Annotated in this window: 15 protein-coding genes; 7 read left to right on the top strand and 8 right to left on the bottom strand. The window is 69.2% G+C overall.

Features of this window, described 5'->3' with window-relative positions:
- Window positions 1-21: 21 nt before the first annotated feature.
- Window positions 22-498 carry a YflT domain-containing protein gene (locus ACZ5QD_RS02335; RefSeq protein WP_039867440.1) on the bottom strand — a complete coding sequence of 159 codons (477 nt, stop codon included), beginning with the start codon at window positions 496-498 and terminating at the stop codon, window positions 22-24.
- Window positions 499-535: 37 nt separating this feature from the next.
- Here ACZ5QD_RS02335 and ACZ5QD_RS02330 point away from each other — a divergent pair, with 37 nt between their 5' ends.
- From ACZ5QD_RS02330 to ACZ5QD_RS02315, 4 genes are all read left to right on the top strand, one after another.
- Window positions 536-1,816 carry a magnesium transporter MgtE N-terminal domain-containing protein gene (locus ACZ5QD_RS02330; protein ID WP_006896446.1) on the top strand — a complete coding sequence of 427 codons (1,281 nt, stop codon included), beginning with the start codon at window positions 536-538 and terminating at the stop codon, window positions 1,814-1,816.
- Window positions 1,813-2,322 carry a DUF1003 domain-containing protein gene (locus ACZ5QD_RS02325; protein WP_006896447.1) on the top strand — a complete coding sequence of 170 codons (510 nt, stop codon included), beginning with the start codon at window positions 1,813-1,815 and terminating at the stop codon, window positions 2,320-2,322. Before ACZ5QD_RS02330 ends, ACZ5QD_RS02325 begins: the two co-directional genes overlap by 4 nt.
- A 103-nt stretch (window positions 2,323-2,425) precedes the next feature.
- Complete coding sequence (locus ACZ5QD_RS02320; protein WP_464367087.1) at window positions 2,426-3,580, top strand: lytic transglycosylase domain-containing protein; 1,155 nt, start codon at window positions 2,426-2,428, stop codon at window positions 3,578-3,580.
- A 42-nt stretch (window positions 3,581-3,622) separates the two neighbouring features.
- Window positions 3,623-4,765 carry an Mrp/NBP35 family ATP-binding protein gene (locus ACZ5QD_RS02315; protein WP_006896449.1) on the top strand — a complete coding sequence of 381 codons (1,143 nt, stop codon included), beginning with the start codon at window positions 3,623-3,625 and terminating at the stop codon, window positions 4,763-4,765.
- A 24-nt stretch (window positions 4,766-4,789) separates the two neighbouring features.
- On the opposite strand, the gene tatB is transcribed toward ACZ5QD_RS02315, so the two are convergent.
- From tatB to sigE, 4 genes are all read right to left on the bottom strand, one after another.
- The gene (gene tatB, locus ACZ5QD_RS02310; protein WP_062367549.1) at window positions 4,790-5,218 is read right to left on the bottom strand and encodes a Sec-independent protein translocase protein TatB; all 429 of its coding nucleotides are present in this window, start codon (window positions 5,216-5,218) and stop codon (window positions 4,790-4,792) included.
- Between the two features lie 41 nt (window positions 5,219-5,259).
- Window positions 5,260-6,717, bottom strand: coding sequence for a S1C family serine protease (locus tag ACZ5QD_RS02305; protein ID WP_464367086.1), 1,458 nt, complete (start codon window positions 6,715-6,717; stop codon window positions 5,260-5,262).
- Window positions 6,718-6,720: 3 nt separating this feature from the next.
- Entirely contained in the window at window positions 6,721-7,098 is a 378-nt protein-coding gene (locus ACZ5QD_RS02300; RefSeq protein ID WP_464367085.1) for a zf-HC2 domain-containing protein, read from the bottom strand.
- Between the two features lie 79 nt (window positions 7,099-7,177).
- Window positions 7,178-7,789: an RNA polymerase sigma factor SigE gene (sigE, locus tag ACZ5QD_RS02295; protein WP_464367252.1), complete on the bottom strand. Its 612-nt coding sequence runs from the start codon at window positions 7,787-7,789 to the stop codon at window positions 7,178-7,180.
- 232 nt (window positions 7,790-8,021) lie between these two features.
- On the opposite strand from sigE, the gene ACZ5QD_RS02290 reads away from it, so the two are divergent.
- On the top strand, window positions 8,022-8,663 hold the full coding sequence (locus ACZ5QD_RS02290) for an O-methyltransferase (protein WP_006896454.1): 642 nt from the start codon (window positions 8,022-8,024) through the stop codon (window positions 8,661-8,663).
- 24 nt (window positions 8,664-8,687) lie between these two features.
- On the opposite strand, the gene manB is transcribed toward ACZ5QD_RS02290, so the two are convergent.
- The 3 genes from manB to rfbD are packed head-to-tail and all read right to left on the bottom strand — an operon-like array spanning window position 8,688 to window position 11,599.
- Complete coding sequence (manB, locus tag ACZ5QD_RS02285) at window positions 8,688-9,761, bottom strand: mannose-1-phosphate guanylyltransferase (protein ID WP_006896455.1); 1,074 nt, start codon at window positions 9,759-9,761, stop codon at window positions 8,688-8,690.
- A 38-nt stretch (window positions 9,762-9,799) separates the two neighbouring features.
- Entirely contained in the window at window positions 9,800-10,681 is an 882-nt protein-coding gene (locus ACZ5QD_RS02280; RefSeq protein WP_006896456.1) for a glycosyltransferase family 2 protein, read from the bottom strand.
- A 9-nt stretch (window positions 10,682-10,690) separates the two neighbouring features.
- Complete coding sequence (gene rfbD, locus ACZ5QD_RS02275; RefSeq protein WP_222111035.1) at window positions 10,691-11,599, bottom strand: dTDP-4-dehydrorhamnose reductase; 909 nt, start codon at window positions 11,597-11,599, stop codon at window positions 10,691-10,693.
- Window positions 11,600-11,767: 168 nt separating this feature from the next.
- On the opposite strand from rfbD, the gene ACZ5QD_RS02270 reads away from it, so the two are divergent.
- Together ACZ5QD_RS02270 and ACZ5QD_RS02265 are read left to right on the top strand one after the other, a co-directional pair.
- A complete protein-coding gene (locus ACZ5QD_RS02270; RefSeq protein WP_222111034.1) occupies window positions 11,768-13,528 on the top strand; it encodes an LCP family protein in 1,761 nt (586 codons plus the stop codon).
- A 44-nt stretch (window positions 13,529-13,572) separates the two neighbouring features.
- Window positions 13,573-14,268: a TIGR03089 family protein gene (locus ACZ5QD_RS02265; RefSeq protein WP_222111033.1), complete on the top strand. Its 696-nt coding sequence runs from the start codon at window positions 13,573-13,575 to the stop codon at window positions 14,266-14,268.
- The last annotated feature ends 69 nt before the right edge of the window (window positions 14,269-14,337 follow it).

The following is a 14,337-nucleotide window of genomic DNA, read 5'->3' as shown; positions in this document are numbered from 1 at the left end:
CCCGAGACGACGGAGGAGCGGTCAGAGAGCCAGTTTGGCGAGCATGTCGCGCGCCTGTTCCGCGGTGCGCGGATCGCACAGCACGTCGTACCGTCCGGCGACCAGTTGCATGGTGGAGGTGAAGTCACGCTGGCCGCGGGTGGCCGCGTACGGGATGGCGGCGCTGATCAGCCCGAACACCATGCCGGCGAGCACGCCGAAGAGGATCGGCGTCCACGACGTCCCGACCACCAGTGAGACGAGTGCGCCGAAGAACAGGCCCAGCCAGGCGCCGGACCCGATGCCTCCCGCGATCACCTTGCCCCAGGTGAGTCGTCCGAGGACTTTCTCGACCTGCATCAGGTCGACGCCGACGATCGTCAGATTGTCGACCTGGAATTCGTTGTCGGACAAGTAGTCCACCGCGCGCTGGGCCTGCGCGTAGGTGTCGTAGGACCCTACCGGCCAGCCCTTCGGCGGCGTCGGCAATCCCGGCATCGGTCGCATTGGGTTCGTCACTTCGGCTCCTGAGCTCGGCTCACTTTAGGCTTGACGTATGACGCCCGCCCTCAAGGTCTTCGTCGCCAGACTAGTCGGCCTCGCCGTTCTCGGCCCTGATGGTGAATCAATCGGTCGGGTCCGGGACGTCGTGATCTCCATGCACATGCCGGGCAAACAGCCGCGCGCGCTCGGGCTCGCCGTCGAACTCACCACGCGCAGACGCATTTTCGTGCCGATGCTGCGTGTGACGAGCATCGAGCCCGACGCCGTCACCCTGACCACCGGACATGTGAATCTGCGACGCTTGCGGGTGCGCCCGAACGAGGCGTTGGCGGTGGGTCAGATCCTCGACACCCGGGTCCGCACCGACGATCCGGACTACCCCGAACTGCACGATGTGGACCTGACGGTGGTGGATCTGGCGATCGAGCAGAACCGCAGCCGCGACTGGATGGTCAGCCGCGTGGCGCTGCGCACCACCCGCAAGGGCCTGCGCAGGCGCGGCGAGACGATCGTCGTGCAGTGGCGCCACGTCCGCGGCATGAACCGTCTCGAACTCTCTCGCCCGGGACAGGGCGTGGAGATGGCCCTGGCGCAGTTCGAGGACATGCGCGCGCCCGACGTCGCCAACGCGCTTCGCGAACTGCCGGTGAAGCGGCGCGACGAGATCGCCGCGGCGCTCGACAACGAGCGTCTCGCGGACGTGCTGCAGGAGATGCCCACCGACGATCAGACCGCGATCCTCGGCAGCATGGAGCCCGACCGCGCCGCCGACGTCCTCGAAGCGATGGACCCCGACGACGTCGCCGACCTGATGGGTGAACTGCCCCAGGCCGAGGCCGAGGCGTTCCTGTCCCGGATGGACCCGGAGGACTCCGAATCCGTCCGGCGGCTGCTGCTGCACTCCCCCGACACCGCCGGCGGCGTCATGACGCCGGAACCCCTGATCGTCACCGCGAACGCGACGGTGTCCGAGGCACTGGCCCGGGTGCGCGACCCGGACGTGAACTCGGCGGCCGCGAGCATGGTCTTCGTCGTCCGCCCGCCGACCAACACCCCCACCGGGAAGTTCCTCGGCGCGGTGCACACGCAGGCACTGCTCCGAGAGCCGCCGGCCAATCTGGTGGGCGGCATCCTCGACAAGGAGATGCCGCGACTGCTCCCCGACGACTCGCTGGAGAAGATGACCCGGTTCTTCGCCACCTACAATCTGGTCTGCGCACCGGTGATCGACGAAGCCGATCACCTCCTCGGCGCCGTCGTCGTCGACGACCTCCTCGATGCCCTGCTCCCGCGCGACTGGCGCGAGACCGACCCCGAAGGGACCGCTCCATGAGTCCTTCCGGACGCCATCTCGACACTCCGAGCCCTCGTCGCAGCCGGTTCAACGTCAATCTCGACTCCGACGTGGTGGGCGTGTACTCCGAGCGGATCGCCCGCTTCCTCGGCACCGGCCGGTACCTGCTGATCCAGACCGTGATCGTGGTGATCTGGGTGCTTCTCAACGTGGGCCTGTTCGCCTTCGAATGGGATCCGTACCCGTTCATCCTCCTCAATCTGGCCTTCTCCACTCAGGCCGCGTACGCCGCGCCGCTGATCCTGCTGGCACAGAACCGCCAGGAGAACCGGGACCGTGTCTCGCTCGAGGAGGACCGCGCCCGCGCCGCCCAGACCAAGGACGACACCGAGTTCCTGGCCCGTGAACTCGCCGCCGTGCGGCTCGCGGTCGGCGATACCGTCACCCGCGACTATCTGCGCCGCGAACTCGACGATCTGGTCGACGAACTGGTGGAACGGATTTCGGCACGCGCGGGCAAGGGTGAAGAACCGGATCCGACATGACCGGAGGAAACGCTGCATGTATGCTGGCTCACAGTCGTCGGGGGGATGATCGCAGACTCCCCCTGATTCGACGTGAACGACACGCCGAATGCAGTGAGAGTCGATGGGGACCAATGGGATGACTTTCTGGCGCAGCCGCCCGAACCGGATTCACGTGCCGCGCCGCGGCCTGGCGGTCGGGACCACCGCGGCCGCACTCGGCGCGCTGGTGCTCGGCGGAACGGTGTCGAGTGTCGCGGCCGATCCGGTGTCCTCGGTCCAGCCGGGACCCTCGATCGATCTCGCGGGTGCCCAGAGCGCGGTGGCCGCCCGCGCGGTCGCGGAGACCGTGCCCTCCGGCAGCAGCCAACTCGTCGGATTCGCTCCCCCGGCCGACCCCACGGCCGCCGGCGGCGGCGACCCGCAGTTCCGGCTCGCCGCCGACCTTCCCGCAGGTCCCCTCGGCATTCCCGGGATGGTCCTCAAGGCGTACAAGCTCGCCGCCACCCGGGTGGCCGCCGAGTCGCCGCAGTGCAAGCTGCCCTGGTTCCTTCTCGCCGGCATCGGACGCATCGAGTCCGGCCACGCGGGCAACGGGAACGTCGACGCGTACGGCAACACCCTGACCAAGATCCGCGGCCCGGTACTCGACGGCTCGCTCGCCGGAAACGCCGTCATCCACGACTCCGACGGCGGCAGGCTCGACGGCGACGGCGGGCACGACCGCGCGATGGGTCCGATGCAGTTCATCCCGAGCACGTGGGCGGCCTGGGGCGCCGACGCCAACGGCGACGGCAAGGCCGACCCGGACAACATCTTCGACGCCACCTATTCGGCCGGACGCTACCTGTGCGCCGGTTTCACCGACATCATGGCCGGCCAGAACAAGGTGAACGCGGTCCTGCGCTACAACCACTCGATGGCCTATGTGAACAACGTGCTCGCATGGGCGGCCGCGTACTCGACCGGCGTGATGCCGACCACACCCATCCCGGAGATGTCGGCGACTCCGGACGACAAGGACAAAGACAAGAAGGACAAGGACCGCGACAAGAAGAACGGGGACCGCGACAAGAAGCCCGGCGAGTCCACCCGGCCGTCCACCCCGAAATCGTCCACGCCGCCGAGTAAGCCGTCACCGAGCAAGCCTCCGCAGGCCTGCCTCGGCATCATCTGCCTGCCGCCCGGCATCGGTCCGGCCCCGGCGCCTGCCCCCAAGCCCTCGCCCAAGAAGCCGGCGCCGGCTCCCGCCGGCCCGGCGAAGACCGCCGACCGCTGAGGCGAGAAGCCGAGTCCGTCTCGGCAGCGATATGGTTGAGGTGTGACCACCCCCGCCACACCCACTGAGTCCGCCGTCCGTTCCGCACTGAGCAAAGTGATGGACCCGGAGATCGGCAAGCCGATCACCGACCTCGGCATGGTCAAGTCCGTCGCGGTCGCCGCCGACGGCAGTGTCGACGTCGGGGTGTACCTGACCACGGCGGGCTGCCCGATGCGCACCAAGATCTCCGACAACGTCGAGACGGCCGTCGCCGATGTGCCCGGTGTGGGCGCCGTGCGCGTCGAACTGGACGTGATGGACGACGAACAGCGCACCGAACTCCGCAAGAAGCTGCGCGGCGACCGTGCCGAGCCGGAGATCCCGTTCGCCAAGCCGGGCAATCTCACCAGGGTGTACGCGATCGCCTCCGGCAAGGGCGGTGTGGGCAAGTCGAGTGTCACCGTGAACCTGGCGACCGCACTCGCCGACCGCGGTCTGTCCGTCGGCGTCCTGGACGCCGACATCTACGGTCACAGTGTTCCGCGCATGCTCGGCAGCGACGCGAAGCCCACCCAGGTGGAGTCGATGATCATGCCGCCGCAGAGTCACGGCGTGAAGTTCATCTCGATCGGCCAGTTCACCGACGGCAACACGCCGGTCACGTGGCGCGGCCCCATGCTCCACCGGGCGCTGCAGCAGTTCCTCGCCGACGTCTACTGGGGCGATCTGGACGTGCTGCTCCTGGATCTGCCGCCGGGCACGGGCGACGTCGCGATCTCGATCGCCCAGCTCATTCCGGGTGCGGAGATCCTGGTGGTGACCACCCCGCAGCAGGCCGCCGCAGAGGTCGCCGAACGCGCGGGCGCGATCGCCCTGCAGACTCGGCAGAAGATCCTCGGCGTGGTCGAGAACATGTCCTGGATGCAGCTCCCGGACGGCACGCGGATAGAGCCCTTCGGCTCGGGCGGCGGCCAGTTGGTGGCGCAGCGGCTCACCCGTGCCGTGGGATCTCCCGTAGAACTGCTCGGGCAGGTCCCGCTGGAACAGGAACTCCGCGAAGGCGGCGACGTGGGCACTCCCGTGGTGCTCTCGGCACCCGAATCCGCCTCCGGCTCGGCGCTGCGCGCCATCGCCGACAAGCTGGCCGTCCGCCGGCGCGGGCTCGCCGGCATGAGCCTCGGAATCGACACCACCCGGCACTGACCCGCCGGGACCCGACCGGTCCGGCTAGGTCGCGTCCCAGTCGGTCACGTCGTACTTGCGGGCAGGAGGTGCGGGCGGCTGCGGCGATTCGCGCGACACCTGCCGCTCCCCATCCGGCTTCGCCAGCGGCCGACTCACGTCGAGGGTCTCACGCACCGACTTGCCCAGATCGTCGATCGTCGACGAGTCACCGTCGAAGATGTGCTTGGTGACGATGCTCTTCGGGCTCATCTGGCGGAGTTCGTTGAGCTGAGTGAGCGGCTCACGGAGCTGATCGAAATCGGGCCCGAGTTCGTCACGCAGCTGCGAACTCGCCCCCGTCGCATAGTCGCGCACCTTGCGTACCGCGCCCATCGCCCAGCTGACCGCGCCCGGCAGACGTTCGGGGCCGAGGATGATGAGCGCTGCGGCCAACAGAATGAGGAGTTCACCCCAACCGACACTGCTGAACATGATTCCTCGCCGCTCTCTGGACTGGTCCGACGCTTCCGGCGCTAATCGCTGACCGGGGTGAGCTCGCCGTCGAAGTATCGACCGTCGCGCCAATACGTGAACTTCACCTGCTCACCGATTTTCGACGTCCGCACCGCGACGGTCAACTCGTCCGAGCTCTCGATCGGGCGCCCGTTGAACTTGGTGATCACGTCGCCCTCGCGCAAACCGGCCTGGGCCGCCGGACTGCCCCCGGCGACGTCCTTGATCTGCGCACCGAAGATGCGGTCGTTACGGACGGTGGCGGCGGTGATGCCGACCGACGGGTGCTTCACCTTTCCGTCCGCGATCAGGGTGTTCGCGATCGGGATGACCTCGTTGATCGGAATCGCGAAGCCGAGACCGATGGACCCGCCGCCGGTCATCGCGCCGGCCGTGTTGACGCCGATCACCTGGCCGTCGTCGTTGAGCAGCGGCCCGCCCGAGTTGCCCGGGTTGATGGCCGCATCGGTCTGGATGGCGTTGATCACAGCGTCGGTATCGGAGTCGGCGTCCGGCCTCAGCGGCACCGGCCGATCGAGTGCACTGATGATGCCGCTGGTGACCGTCTTGTCCAGCCCGAGCGGCGAACCGAAGGCGATCACCTCCTGACCGATCTGAAGGTCGGCGGAGTCGCCGAGCTTGGAGACCGTCAGATTGGCGACGTCGTCCACTTTGATGACGGCCAGATCGGTCTTCACGTCGCGTCCGACGAGCCGCGCGGGCACGCGCTGACGATCGGAGAAGACGACTTCGAGCTTGGCTTTGGAGTCGTTGGCGGCCTTGGAGATCACGTGGTTGTTCGTGACGATGTACCCGGCCTTGTCGACGATGAATCCCGAACCCGAGCCGCCGTCGACCGCGGTGCGGACCTCGATGGTGACCACCGATCGCTGAACGGCCTTGGCGACCCGCTCCACATCGGTGCCGCCGGTCGCGGAGTCGGGGCTGTCGCCCTCGAGGTGAACGGTGTCGGCGTGCAGCGGCGTGACGACCTCTGCGGTCCATCGTCCGACGAGCCCGCCGAAGAGTCCGACGAGGAGTGCGAGCAGTCCGAGAGTCGCCAGAGCCCACCAGTGCACCCGGCCGCCGAACAGCAGCTCGCGTATCCCCAGTAGCGGCCCCTTCTCCCTCGGCGACGACTCCGGGTCGACGCCGACAGCCGGTGCGGACAGGTGCGCGGCGCTGTCGGGATCACGCCACGGATCCGGTTCCGGCACGTCGTCCGTGGCGGGCTGGGCGTACGGGTCGCGCTGCAGCGTCTGGGTCTCGCCCTCCGGCCGGCCGAAGGCCTCCGCGAGGACCGGATCGGGCGGTGCGATCGTGGGCTGCGGGCGCTCCGCCGGTGATGCCTCGGGAGCGAACGAGCCGTCGACACCCTCCGGCCTGCCGAAGGTGGCGGCGAGGTCGGACGCCGGTTCGTTCGCGGGCAGCACCGGATCGGTCGGCCGGTCGTCGGACGAAGCAGAGCTGTCGGTCACGAGTCAGCGGCCCCAGCGGTTGGTGCGTCGATCCCTGCGGAAGTCGATCTCCTGAGTCGGGATCTGGCTGAGCTGCGCGCGGAGCGAGTCGGGCACGCTGAGGTCGGTCTGGCAGGTCTGCAGCATCGACCGCGCACGCGCCTGTGCGGCGACCTCGCGCGAGCAGTCGGGGCAGAGCGCCAGATGAGCGTCGGCACGCGCCGACGCCTGACGGGTGAGTTCGTCGTCGACGTAGGCGACGACCGCCTCGGGATTCAGATGCTCGGTGGACGCGAATACGGTCGGGCGCCGGTATTCGGGGTTCGGTGCGATCGACGTCGGAAACGGCGACCACCGACTCCCGCGTGAACGTCCTGTCTGGCCCAGACCCACCGGCGTCACCCCTCTCCTCAGATGCACTCGAACTCGATTCAGAGCCACGGTCCAGCGTAGCCGACAGAACCGGAGAGGGTCGCGGAGGTCACTCTGCGGCCGCGACCGAGCGGCTGTCGGTGTGGCCGCGAGCCGCCAGGTACTGGCGGATGCCCTGGCGTCCGCGGTGGATCCGGCTGCGGACGGTGCCCATCTTGACCCCGAGCGTGGCGCCGACCTCCTCGTACGAGAGTCCCTCGATGTCGCAGAGGACCACGGCGGCGCGGAACTCCGGCGCCAGCGAGTCGAGGGCCGTCTGCAGATCGGGATCGAGGTTGGCGTCGGCGAAGGCCTGCTGCGGGTCCGGGGTGTCGGTGGGGATCCGGTCGTAGTCCTGCTCCAGCGCCTCCATGCGGATCTTGGCGCGGCGTCGGACCATGTCGAGGAACAGGTTCGTGGTGATGCGGTGCAGCCAGCCCTCGAAGGTGCCGGGCTTGTAGTTGGTCAGCGACCGGAACACCCGGATGAAGGTCTCCTGGGTGAGGTCCTCGGCGTCGTGCTGATTTCCGGAGAGGCGGTACGCCAGCCGGTACACCCGGTCCGCGTGCTCTGACACCAACTCGTCCCACGAGGGCATCAGATCTCGATCGCCGGTCGCGTCGAAGCCCGCGGTTCCGCGGAACGCTCCGGTGGTGGTGTCGGGGTCTGCTTTGCCGATCATCGGGACGGTCATCGTGTAGGTGCCAGTTCCTTTCCTCGCTCCGGGCCTGTCAGGGCTATTCTCCCCGATCAACGCGCCCGGCGCGATCGATATTCCGGACCATTGCGCTCTACCCTGTCGCACCTGAATGTGGTGCCCCTATAACTGTCCTGAGGGTTTGATAAGGAAGACCGGGCCCGCAGACGGCGTGCCCGCAACCGCAGGTCAACGACCGTATGGCACCCTCGATGTCATGAGTGACACAGCGGCCGCGGCCGCAAGCCTGAGCGAGTACGCCGAAGCCGCGATCATCGAGGACGAGGCCCTGATCGAAGCCCGCATGCGCGCCGAGGAGCTCGGCGCCACGGCGATCTCCCCCGCCACCGGAGCGCTGCTGTCGCTGCTGGCCCGGGTCGCCGGGTCGACGCACGTGGTCGAGATCGGCACCGGAGTCGGCGTCAGCGGGCTCTGGCTGCTGGCGGGCATGCCCGAGAATGGCGTCCTGACCACGATCGATCCCGAGCCCGAGCATCACCGGGCCGCCCGCGAGACCTTCGCCGACGCGCACATCGGTCCCGGCCGCACCCGGCTCATCAACGGCGCGCCGACCGACGTGCTCACCCGGCTCGCCGACGAGACATACGATCTCGTCTTCGTCGACGGAGCACCGCTGAGCTATCCCCTGTTCGTCACCGAGGCGATCCGCATTCTCCGGCCGGGCGGACTGGTCGTCGTGAACAACGCCTCGGCCGACGGCACGATCGCCGACCGTGAGGCCGACGATCCGCGGACCCTGGCCGCGCGCGAGGCGGCGTCGATCATCGCCGAGGACGACCGGCTGCTGCCCGCTGTGATTCCGGTGGGAACGGGTCTGCTCGCTGCCGCCAAGGCCTGAGCGGCCGGCCGATCGCGCTCGGGATCACACGTCGGTCGAGAACCGGATTCCGCTCTCGGGGATCTGCACTCCCGGCCATACGCGCGCGCCGCGCAGCAGCTCGCATCGGGCACCGACCTGTGCACCGTCGCCGATGACGGTGTCGCGCACCAGCGCATGCGCGCCGACGGTGGCGCCGAACCCGACGATGCTGCGCTCGACCACCGCTCCTGCCTCCACCGACGCGCCGTCGAAGATCACCGCGCCGTCCAGCCGTGCCCCCGACCCGACCCGCGCGCCGCGGCCGACGACGGTGCCGCCGATCAGCACGGCGTCGGACGCCACGTCGGCGCCGTCGAGCGAGAGCGACTCCCCGCAGGGCTTCGCCAGCGCGGGCGACGGCGCGATGCCGCGGACCAGGTCCGCCGAACCGCGGACGAAGTCCTCGGGAGTCCCCATGTCGCGCCAGTAGGCGTCGTCGACGTGCGCCTGAATGTGCCGTCCCTGCGCGAGCAGCGACGGGAACACCTCGCGCTCCACCGACACCGGCCGACCGGCCGGGATCTCGCCGATCACCTTGCGGTCGAAGACGTAGGTGCCCGCGTTGATCTGATTGGTCGGCGGATCCTGAGTCTTCTCCAGGAACGCCGTGACCCGCCCGTCGGCGTCGGTCGGCACGCAGCCGAAGGCGCGCGGATCACCGACCCGGACCAGGTGCAGGGTCACTTCGGCACCCGAGCGCTCGTGCGTCGACAGTACGTCGCGGATGTCGGTGCCGCCGAGGACGTCGCCGTTGAACACGAGCACCGTGTCGGCGGTCAGCTCGTCGTAGACGTTGCGGATCCCGCCGCCGGTGCCCAGCGGTTCGCTCTCCGTGACGTAGGTCAGATTCAGGCCCAGATCGGAACCGTCGCCGTAGTGGTCGGAGAAGACGTGCGCCTGGTAGGAGGTGCCGAGGACCACGTCGGTGATCCCCGCCTCCCGAATCCGCGACAGCAGGTGAGTCAGAAACGGGGTCCCCGCAGTCGGGAGCATCGGCTTGGGCGCCGACAGGGTCAGCGGACGCAGCCGCGTGCCCTTTCCTCCGACGAGGATCAGTGCCTGAACTGATGAGGTCACAGAGTTTCCTTCCTTATCCACACTCGTGTCGCGGCTGTTCACGCGGGCCCTCCCGTACGGCGCTGTTCACGCAGGGCCGCGGCGACCGCGATCTTCGACCGCACCGCCAGCCCGGCCCGCAACGCCAGGCGGATCGGCGCGCGCAACGGACCGGGATTCCGGTCGGCGGTGAAACGATAGGCGCTCGCATGATGAGCCGGAATCATCTTCTCCGGATGTCTGCTGACCGAATGGCTCTTCGCGTGCATCACCGACACCGACGGCACGAAGACGTTGAGCCACCCCGACCGGCCCAGCCGGTCGCCGAGGTCGACGTCCTCCATGAACATGAAGTAGCGCGAGTCGAAGCCGCCGATGGCGTCGAAGGCCGCGCGCCGCAGGAGCAGACACGAGCCCGAGAGCCAGCCGACCGGCCGTTCGGTGAGGTCGGCGTCGTCGTTGCGGTACGCAGCCGTCCAGGGGTTCGACTTCCAGACCGTGCCGAGCACCGCGTGGCCGGTTCCCGAGATCAGATCGGGGACGCGGCGCGCGGACGGGTACACGGTGCCGTCGGGCTCGGTGATCAGCGGCCCCAGACTCGCGGCCCGCGGCCAGCGGCGCGCCGCCTCGAGCAGTCCGTCGATCGCGCCCTCCGACCATTCGACGTCGGGGTTGGCCACCACCACGAACTCGATGTCCTCGTCTATCTGCGCGACTCCCCGGTTCACGGCGCCGCCGTAGCCGATGTTTCCGCCGGTGTGCACCAGGGTGACGTTGTCGTGGTCGGCCGCCGCCTGTTCCGGTGCGCCGTCGGTGGACCCGTTGTCGGCGATGATCACTTCGGGCGTCTCACGCGATGCGCGCGTCAGCGTGCGAAGGAAGTTGTGGAGGTAGTCGCCCGAGGAATAGGTCACGGTCACGACGGCGAAGCTGGCAGTCACGCGCTCAGACTAACCGAGCGTCCGGGTGCGGACCGCGATCGCATCGTGCAGGGCGAGCGTCCACTTCCGCAGCGGTGTGAGACCCGCGGCAGCCCAACTCGCGCCGGAGAGCGCCGAGTACGCGGGCCGCGGCGCGGGGCGCGGGAACTCTGCGGTGGTGCACGCCTGGACCCGGGCCGGGTCGGCACCGAGCTCGACGAACACGGCGCGGGCCAGATCGCACCAACTGGCCGTTCCGGCGTTGGTGGCGTGCAGAGTCGCGCCGTCGCGCAGATTCGGCCCGTCGCACCGTTCGGCGAGTTCCCACAGGCCGGCCGCGAGATCGCGCGCGTAGGTGGGCGATCCCACTTGATCGTCTACCACCCGCAAAGTGTCGCGCTCGGCCTCCAGTCGGGCCATCGTCGCGACGAAGTCGCTGTCCGCGGACCCGCCGGTGAACACCCACGCGGTGCGCACGACGATCGTCCGCGGATCGGCCTCGCGCGCGGCGCGTTCGCCGGCGAGCTTGGTGGCGCCGTACACCGTCGGCGGCTCACCGGAGACGTCACCGGGTTCGAAGGGTCGCGGTGCGTCGCCGGAGCCCGCGTCGTCGCGGGCGAAGACGTAGTCGGTGGACAGATGGATGAGTCGCGCCCCCGACGCGCCGGTGACGGCCGCCAGATGGGCCGGACCGAGTGCATTCACCGCGTGCGCCGCCTCGCAGTCGGTCTCGGCGGCGTCCACGGCGGTGTACGCCGCGGTGTTGATCACCACATCGCCTCGCGCAAGGCCACCGAACGCGTCGCGAACCGATCGCTCGTCGCGCACATCGACATCGGACGAGGTCAGCATGACCGCTTCCCGGCCGCCGCGCGTCGACGCGAGCGCCGATCCCACCTGCCCGGAGGCGCCGACGATGTACACCCGATTCGAACCCATGAGTGACCATCCTGGTGCATCCGGACCTCCGCCGGGAGCTCACGGTCGCGGGCAGTGCTGCAGATCACCGGGCCCGGCACCGGCTGCGCCTCCCCGGCAACGGCTCTCCCGATCAGTATTCTTGCGGAAGACCAGCAGCCGAGACGACCGGAAGGGACATCGCGACAGGTGGAGTCACGACGCGACGGCTCGGCAGAGCCCGAGGACACCGACGCCGGCGCCGTTTCCGGCGGCCGTGCCGGGGAGCCCTCGACGCGGCGGTCCGTGCCGACGCGCACGGGTGCGGGCACCCGGTCCCGCCGGACCTCCGAGGAGATCCACACGCGGCCCCGCCGACGCCCCCGCAGCACCGACCCCCGCAGCAAGACGGACCGGGCCGCGCGCCACGGCGCCCGGACGCGCACGCGGCCCTCCGGTCCACCGCCGGGCAGCTTCCGCGCCGCCCTCAAACTCTGGACGACCCGCCCGATCGCCGGGATCGCACCGAAGAACATCGGCCGGGCACTGATCGCCCTCGTCACCGTGATGACACTGGTCGTCACGGGGCTGGGCTGGGCGAAAGTGCGCAGCCTCAACGGGGCCGTCACGCTGCTGGGAGACCTCGGCCTCGGCGGCGGTGACGACGGCGCCATCGACATCCTCCTCGTCGGCACCGACTCCCGAGTGGATGCGAAGGGCAACCCGCTCTCGGAGCAGGAGCTCAAATGGCTGCGGGTGGGCGGCGACGTCAGCACCAGCACCGACACCATCGTCCTGGTGCGCATCCCGACCGACGGGTCCAAGGCCACCGCCATCTCGATCCCCCGCGATGCGTACGTCGACGTCCCCGGGATCGGCATGAGCAAGATCAACGCCGCCTACGGCGCCACCAAGGAGGGCGTCCGCGAGCGCGAGGTGGAGCAGGGCACCAGCGAGGAGCAGGCAGAGAAGGACGGGACCAAGGCCGGGCGCAAGGCCCTGATCGATTCCGTCGCGAATCTGACCGGCATCACCGTCGACCACTACGCGGAGGTGGGACTGCTGGGATTCGCGCTGCTCACCGATGCCGTCGGCGGAGTGGACGTGTGTCTCAAGAATGCGGTCGACGAGCCCTTCTCGGGCGCCAAGTTCCGCGCCGGCCGGCAGACGCTGAACGGTCCGAAGGCGCTCAGCTTCGTCCGGCAGCGCCACGATCTCCCTCGCGGCGACTTGGACCGGATCACGCGACAGCAGGTGTACATGGCTTCGCTGGCGCAGAAGATCCTCTCGACGCAGACACTGACCAACGCGGGCAAACTCCAGGAGTTGCAGGATGCCGTGTCGCGCTCGGTGATGATCGACGACGGCTGGGACGTCCTCTCGTTCGCAGAGAATCTGAAGGACCTCACCGGCGGCAACGTGAAGTTCACGACGATCCCGATCGAAGACGATCAGGCCTGGAGCGATGACGGGACGCAGAGCGTGTTGAAGGTCGACCCGCAGGCGGTCCACGCCTTCGTCGACCGGCAGCTCGGCCGCACATCGAAGGCCGGATCGGAGAATCCCCGCTCGGACTACACCGTCGACGTGGTGAACGCGGGCACCGTGGACGGTCTGGCGTCCAACGTGATGCGGCTGCTGAGCGGCCTCGGCTACCAGCAGGGCGCCACGTCGAGCAAACCGATGAACGAATTCGATTCGCTGATCTTCGCCGATTCGAAGGACAACGAGGGCGCCAAGCAACTGGTGAAGGACCTCAAGGCGGGCCCCATCGAGATCCGCGAGGACTCGTCGCTCCCCGAGGACAAGCTCCGGCTGGTGCTGACGAACACCTACAACTACGGTCTCGGTGCGGTCTCCGACACCGGCGGCGACAGCGGTTCGGACTCGGGGTCGTCGTCGGCGCCGTCGTCCAAGCGCCCGTCCCCGGTCATCAAGGCCGACGGCGACGGACCGGTCTGCGTCAACTAGCTCCGGCGGTCGCCGGAGCCGGACACGATAAGCGAGGACACTCGATGAGCCACGACACCGTCACGGGCGCGATCTTCGCGGCCGTGCCCGACCATGCGCGGCCGATGCTGACCTACTACAACGAGTCGACCGGCGAGCGCACCGAGCTCTCCGGTGCGACGCTGGGCAACTGGGCCGCCAAGATCGCGAACTACCTGCGGGACGGGCTGGGCCTGGCGCCCGGCGACCGCGTGCGGGTGGATCTGCCGGAACACTGGCAGACCGCGGCCGTTCTGCTCGGTGCGTGGTGGGCGGGCGTCGCCGTCGACCTGAGCGACGACGCGGCCGACGACCGCGCGACCTTCACCTCGCGGGAGCGGGTCGACGAGCACGACACCGACGAGGTGATCGCGGTTCCCCTGGATCCGTTCGCCATGGGCGTGCGCGACCTCCCGGTCGGCGTCGAGGACTTCGGCGAGTCGGTGCGCGCGCACGGTGACCAGTTCGTCCCGGCGGGTTCCGGGCGGGACGCCGTCGACGAGGTGACGGTGGCGCAGGTGCTCTCGGCCGCCGACGGCGGGCTCGATCCGGCCGACCGACTGCTCACCACCCGCGGATGGCGCACCGTGACCGACGTCGTCGCGAACCTCGCCGCTCCGCTGTTGTCCGGGGCGTCTCTCGTCGTCGTCGCGGGGGACGTCGAGGACTCCCGTCTGCGGGCGATCGCCGAGACCGAGAAGGCCACCGTCGTCCGGACCTGACCGACACGAATGCGCGGGCCGGCCGCCACCCGCTGACCTCTCGGTCGGGACGGCGGCCGGCCCGCGCAT

This window comes from Gordonia sp. J1A, assembly GCF_055393515.1.
Note: the sequence above shows the minus strand (reverse complement) of the source record. Positions and strands in the feature narration are given on the sequence as shown.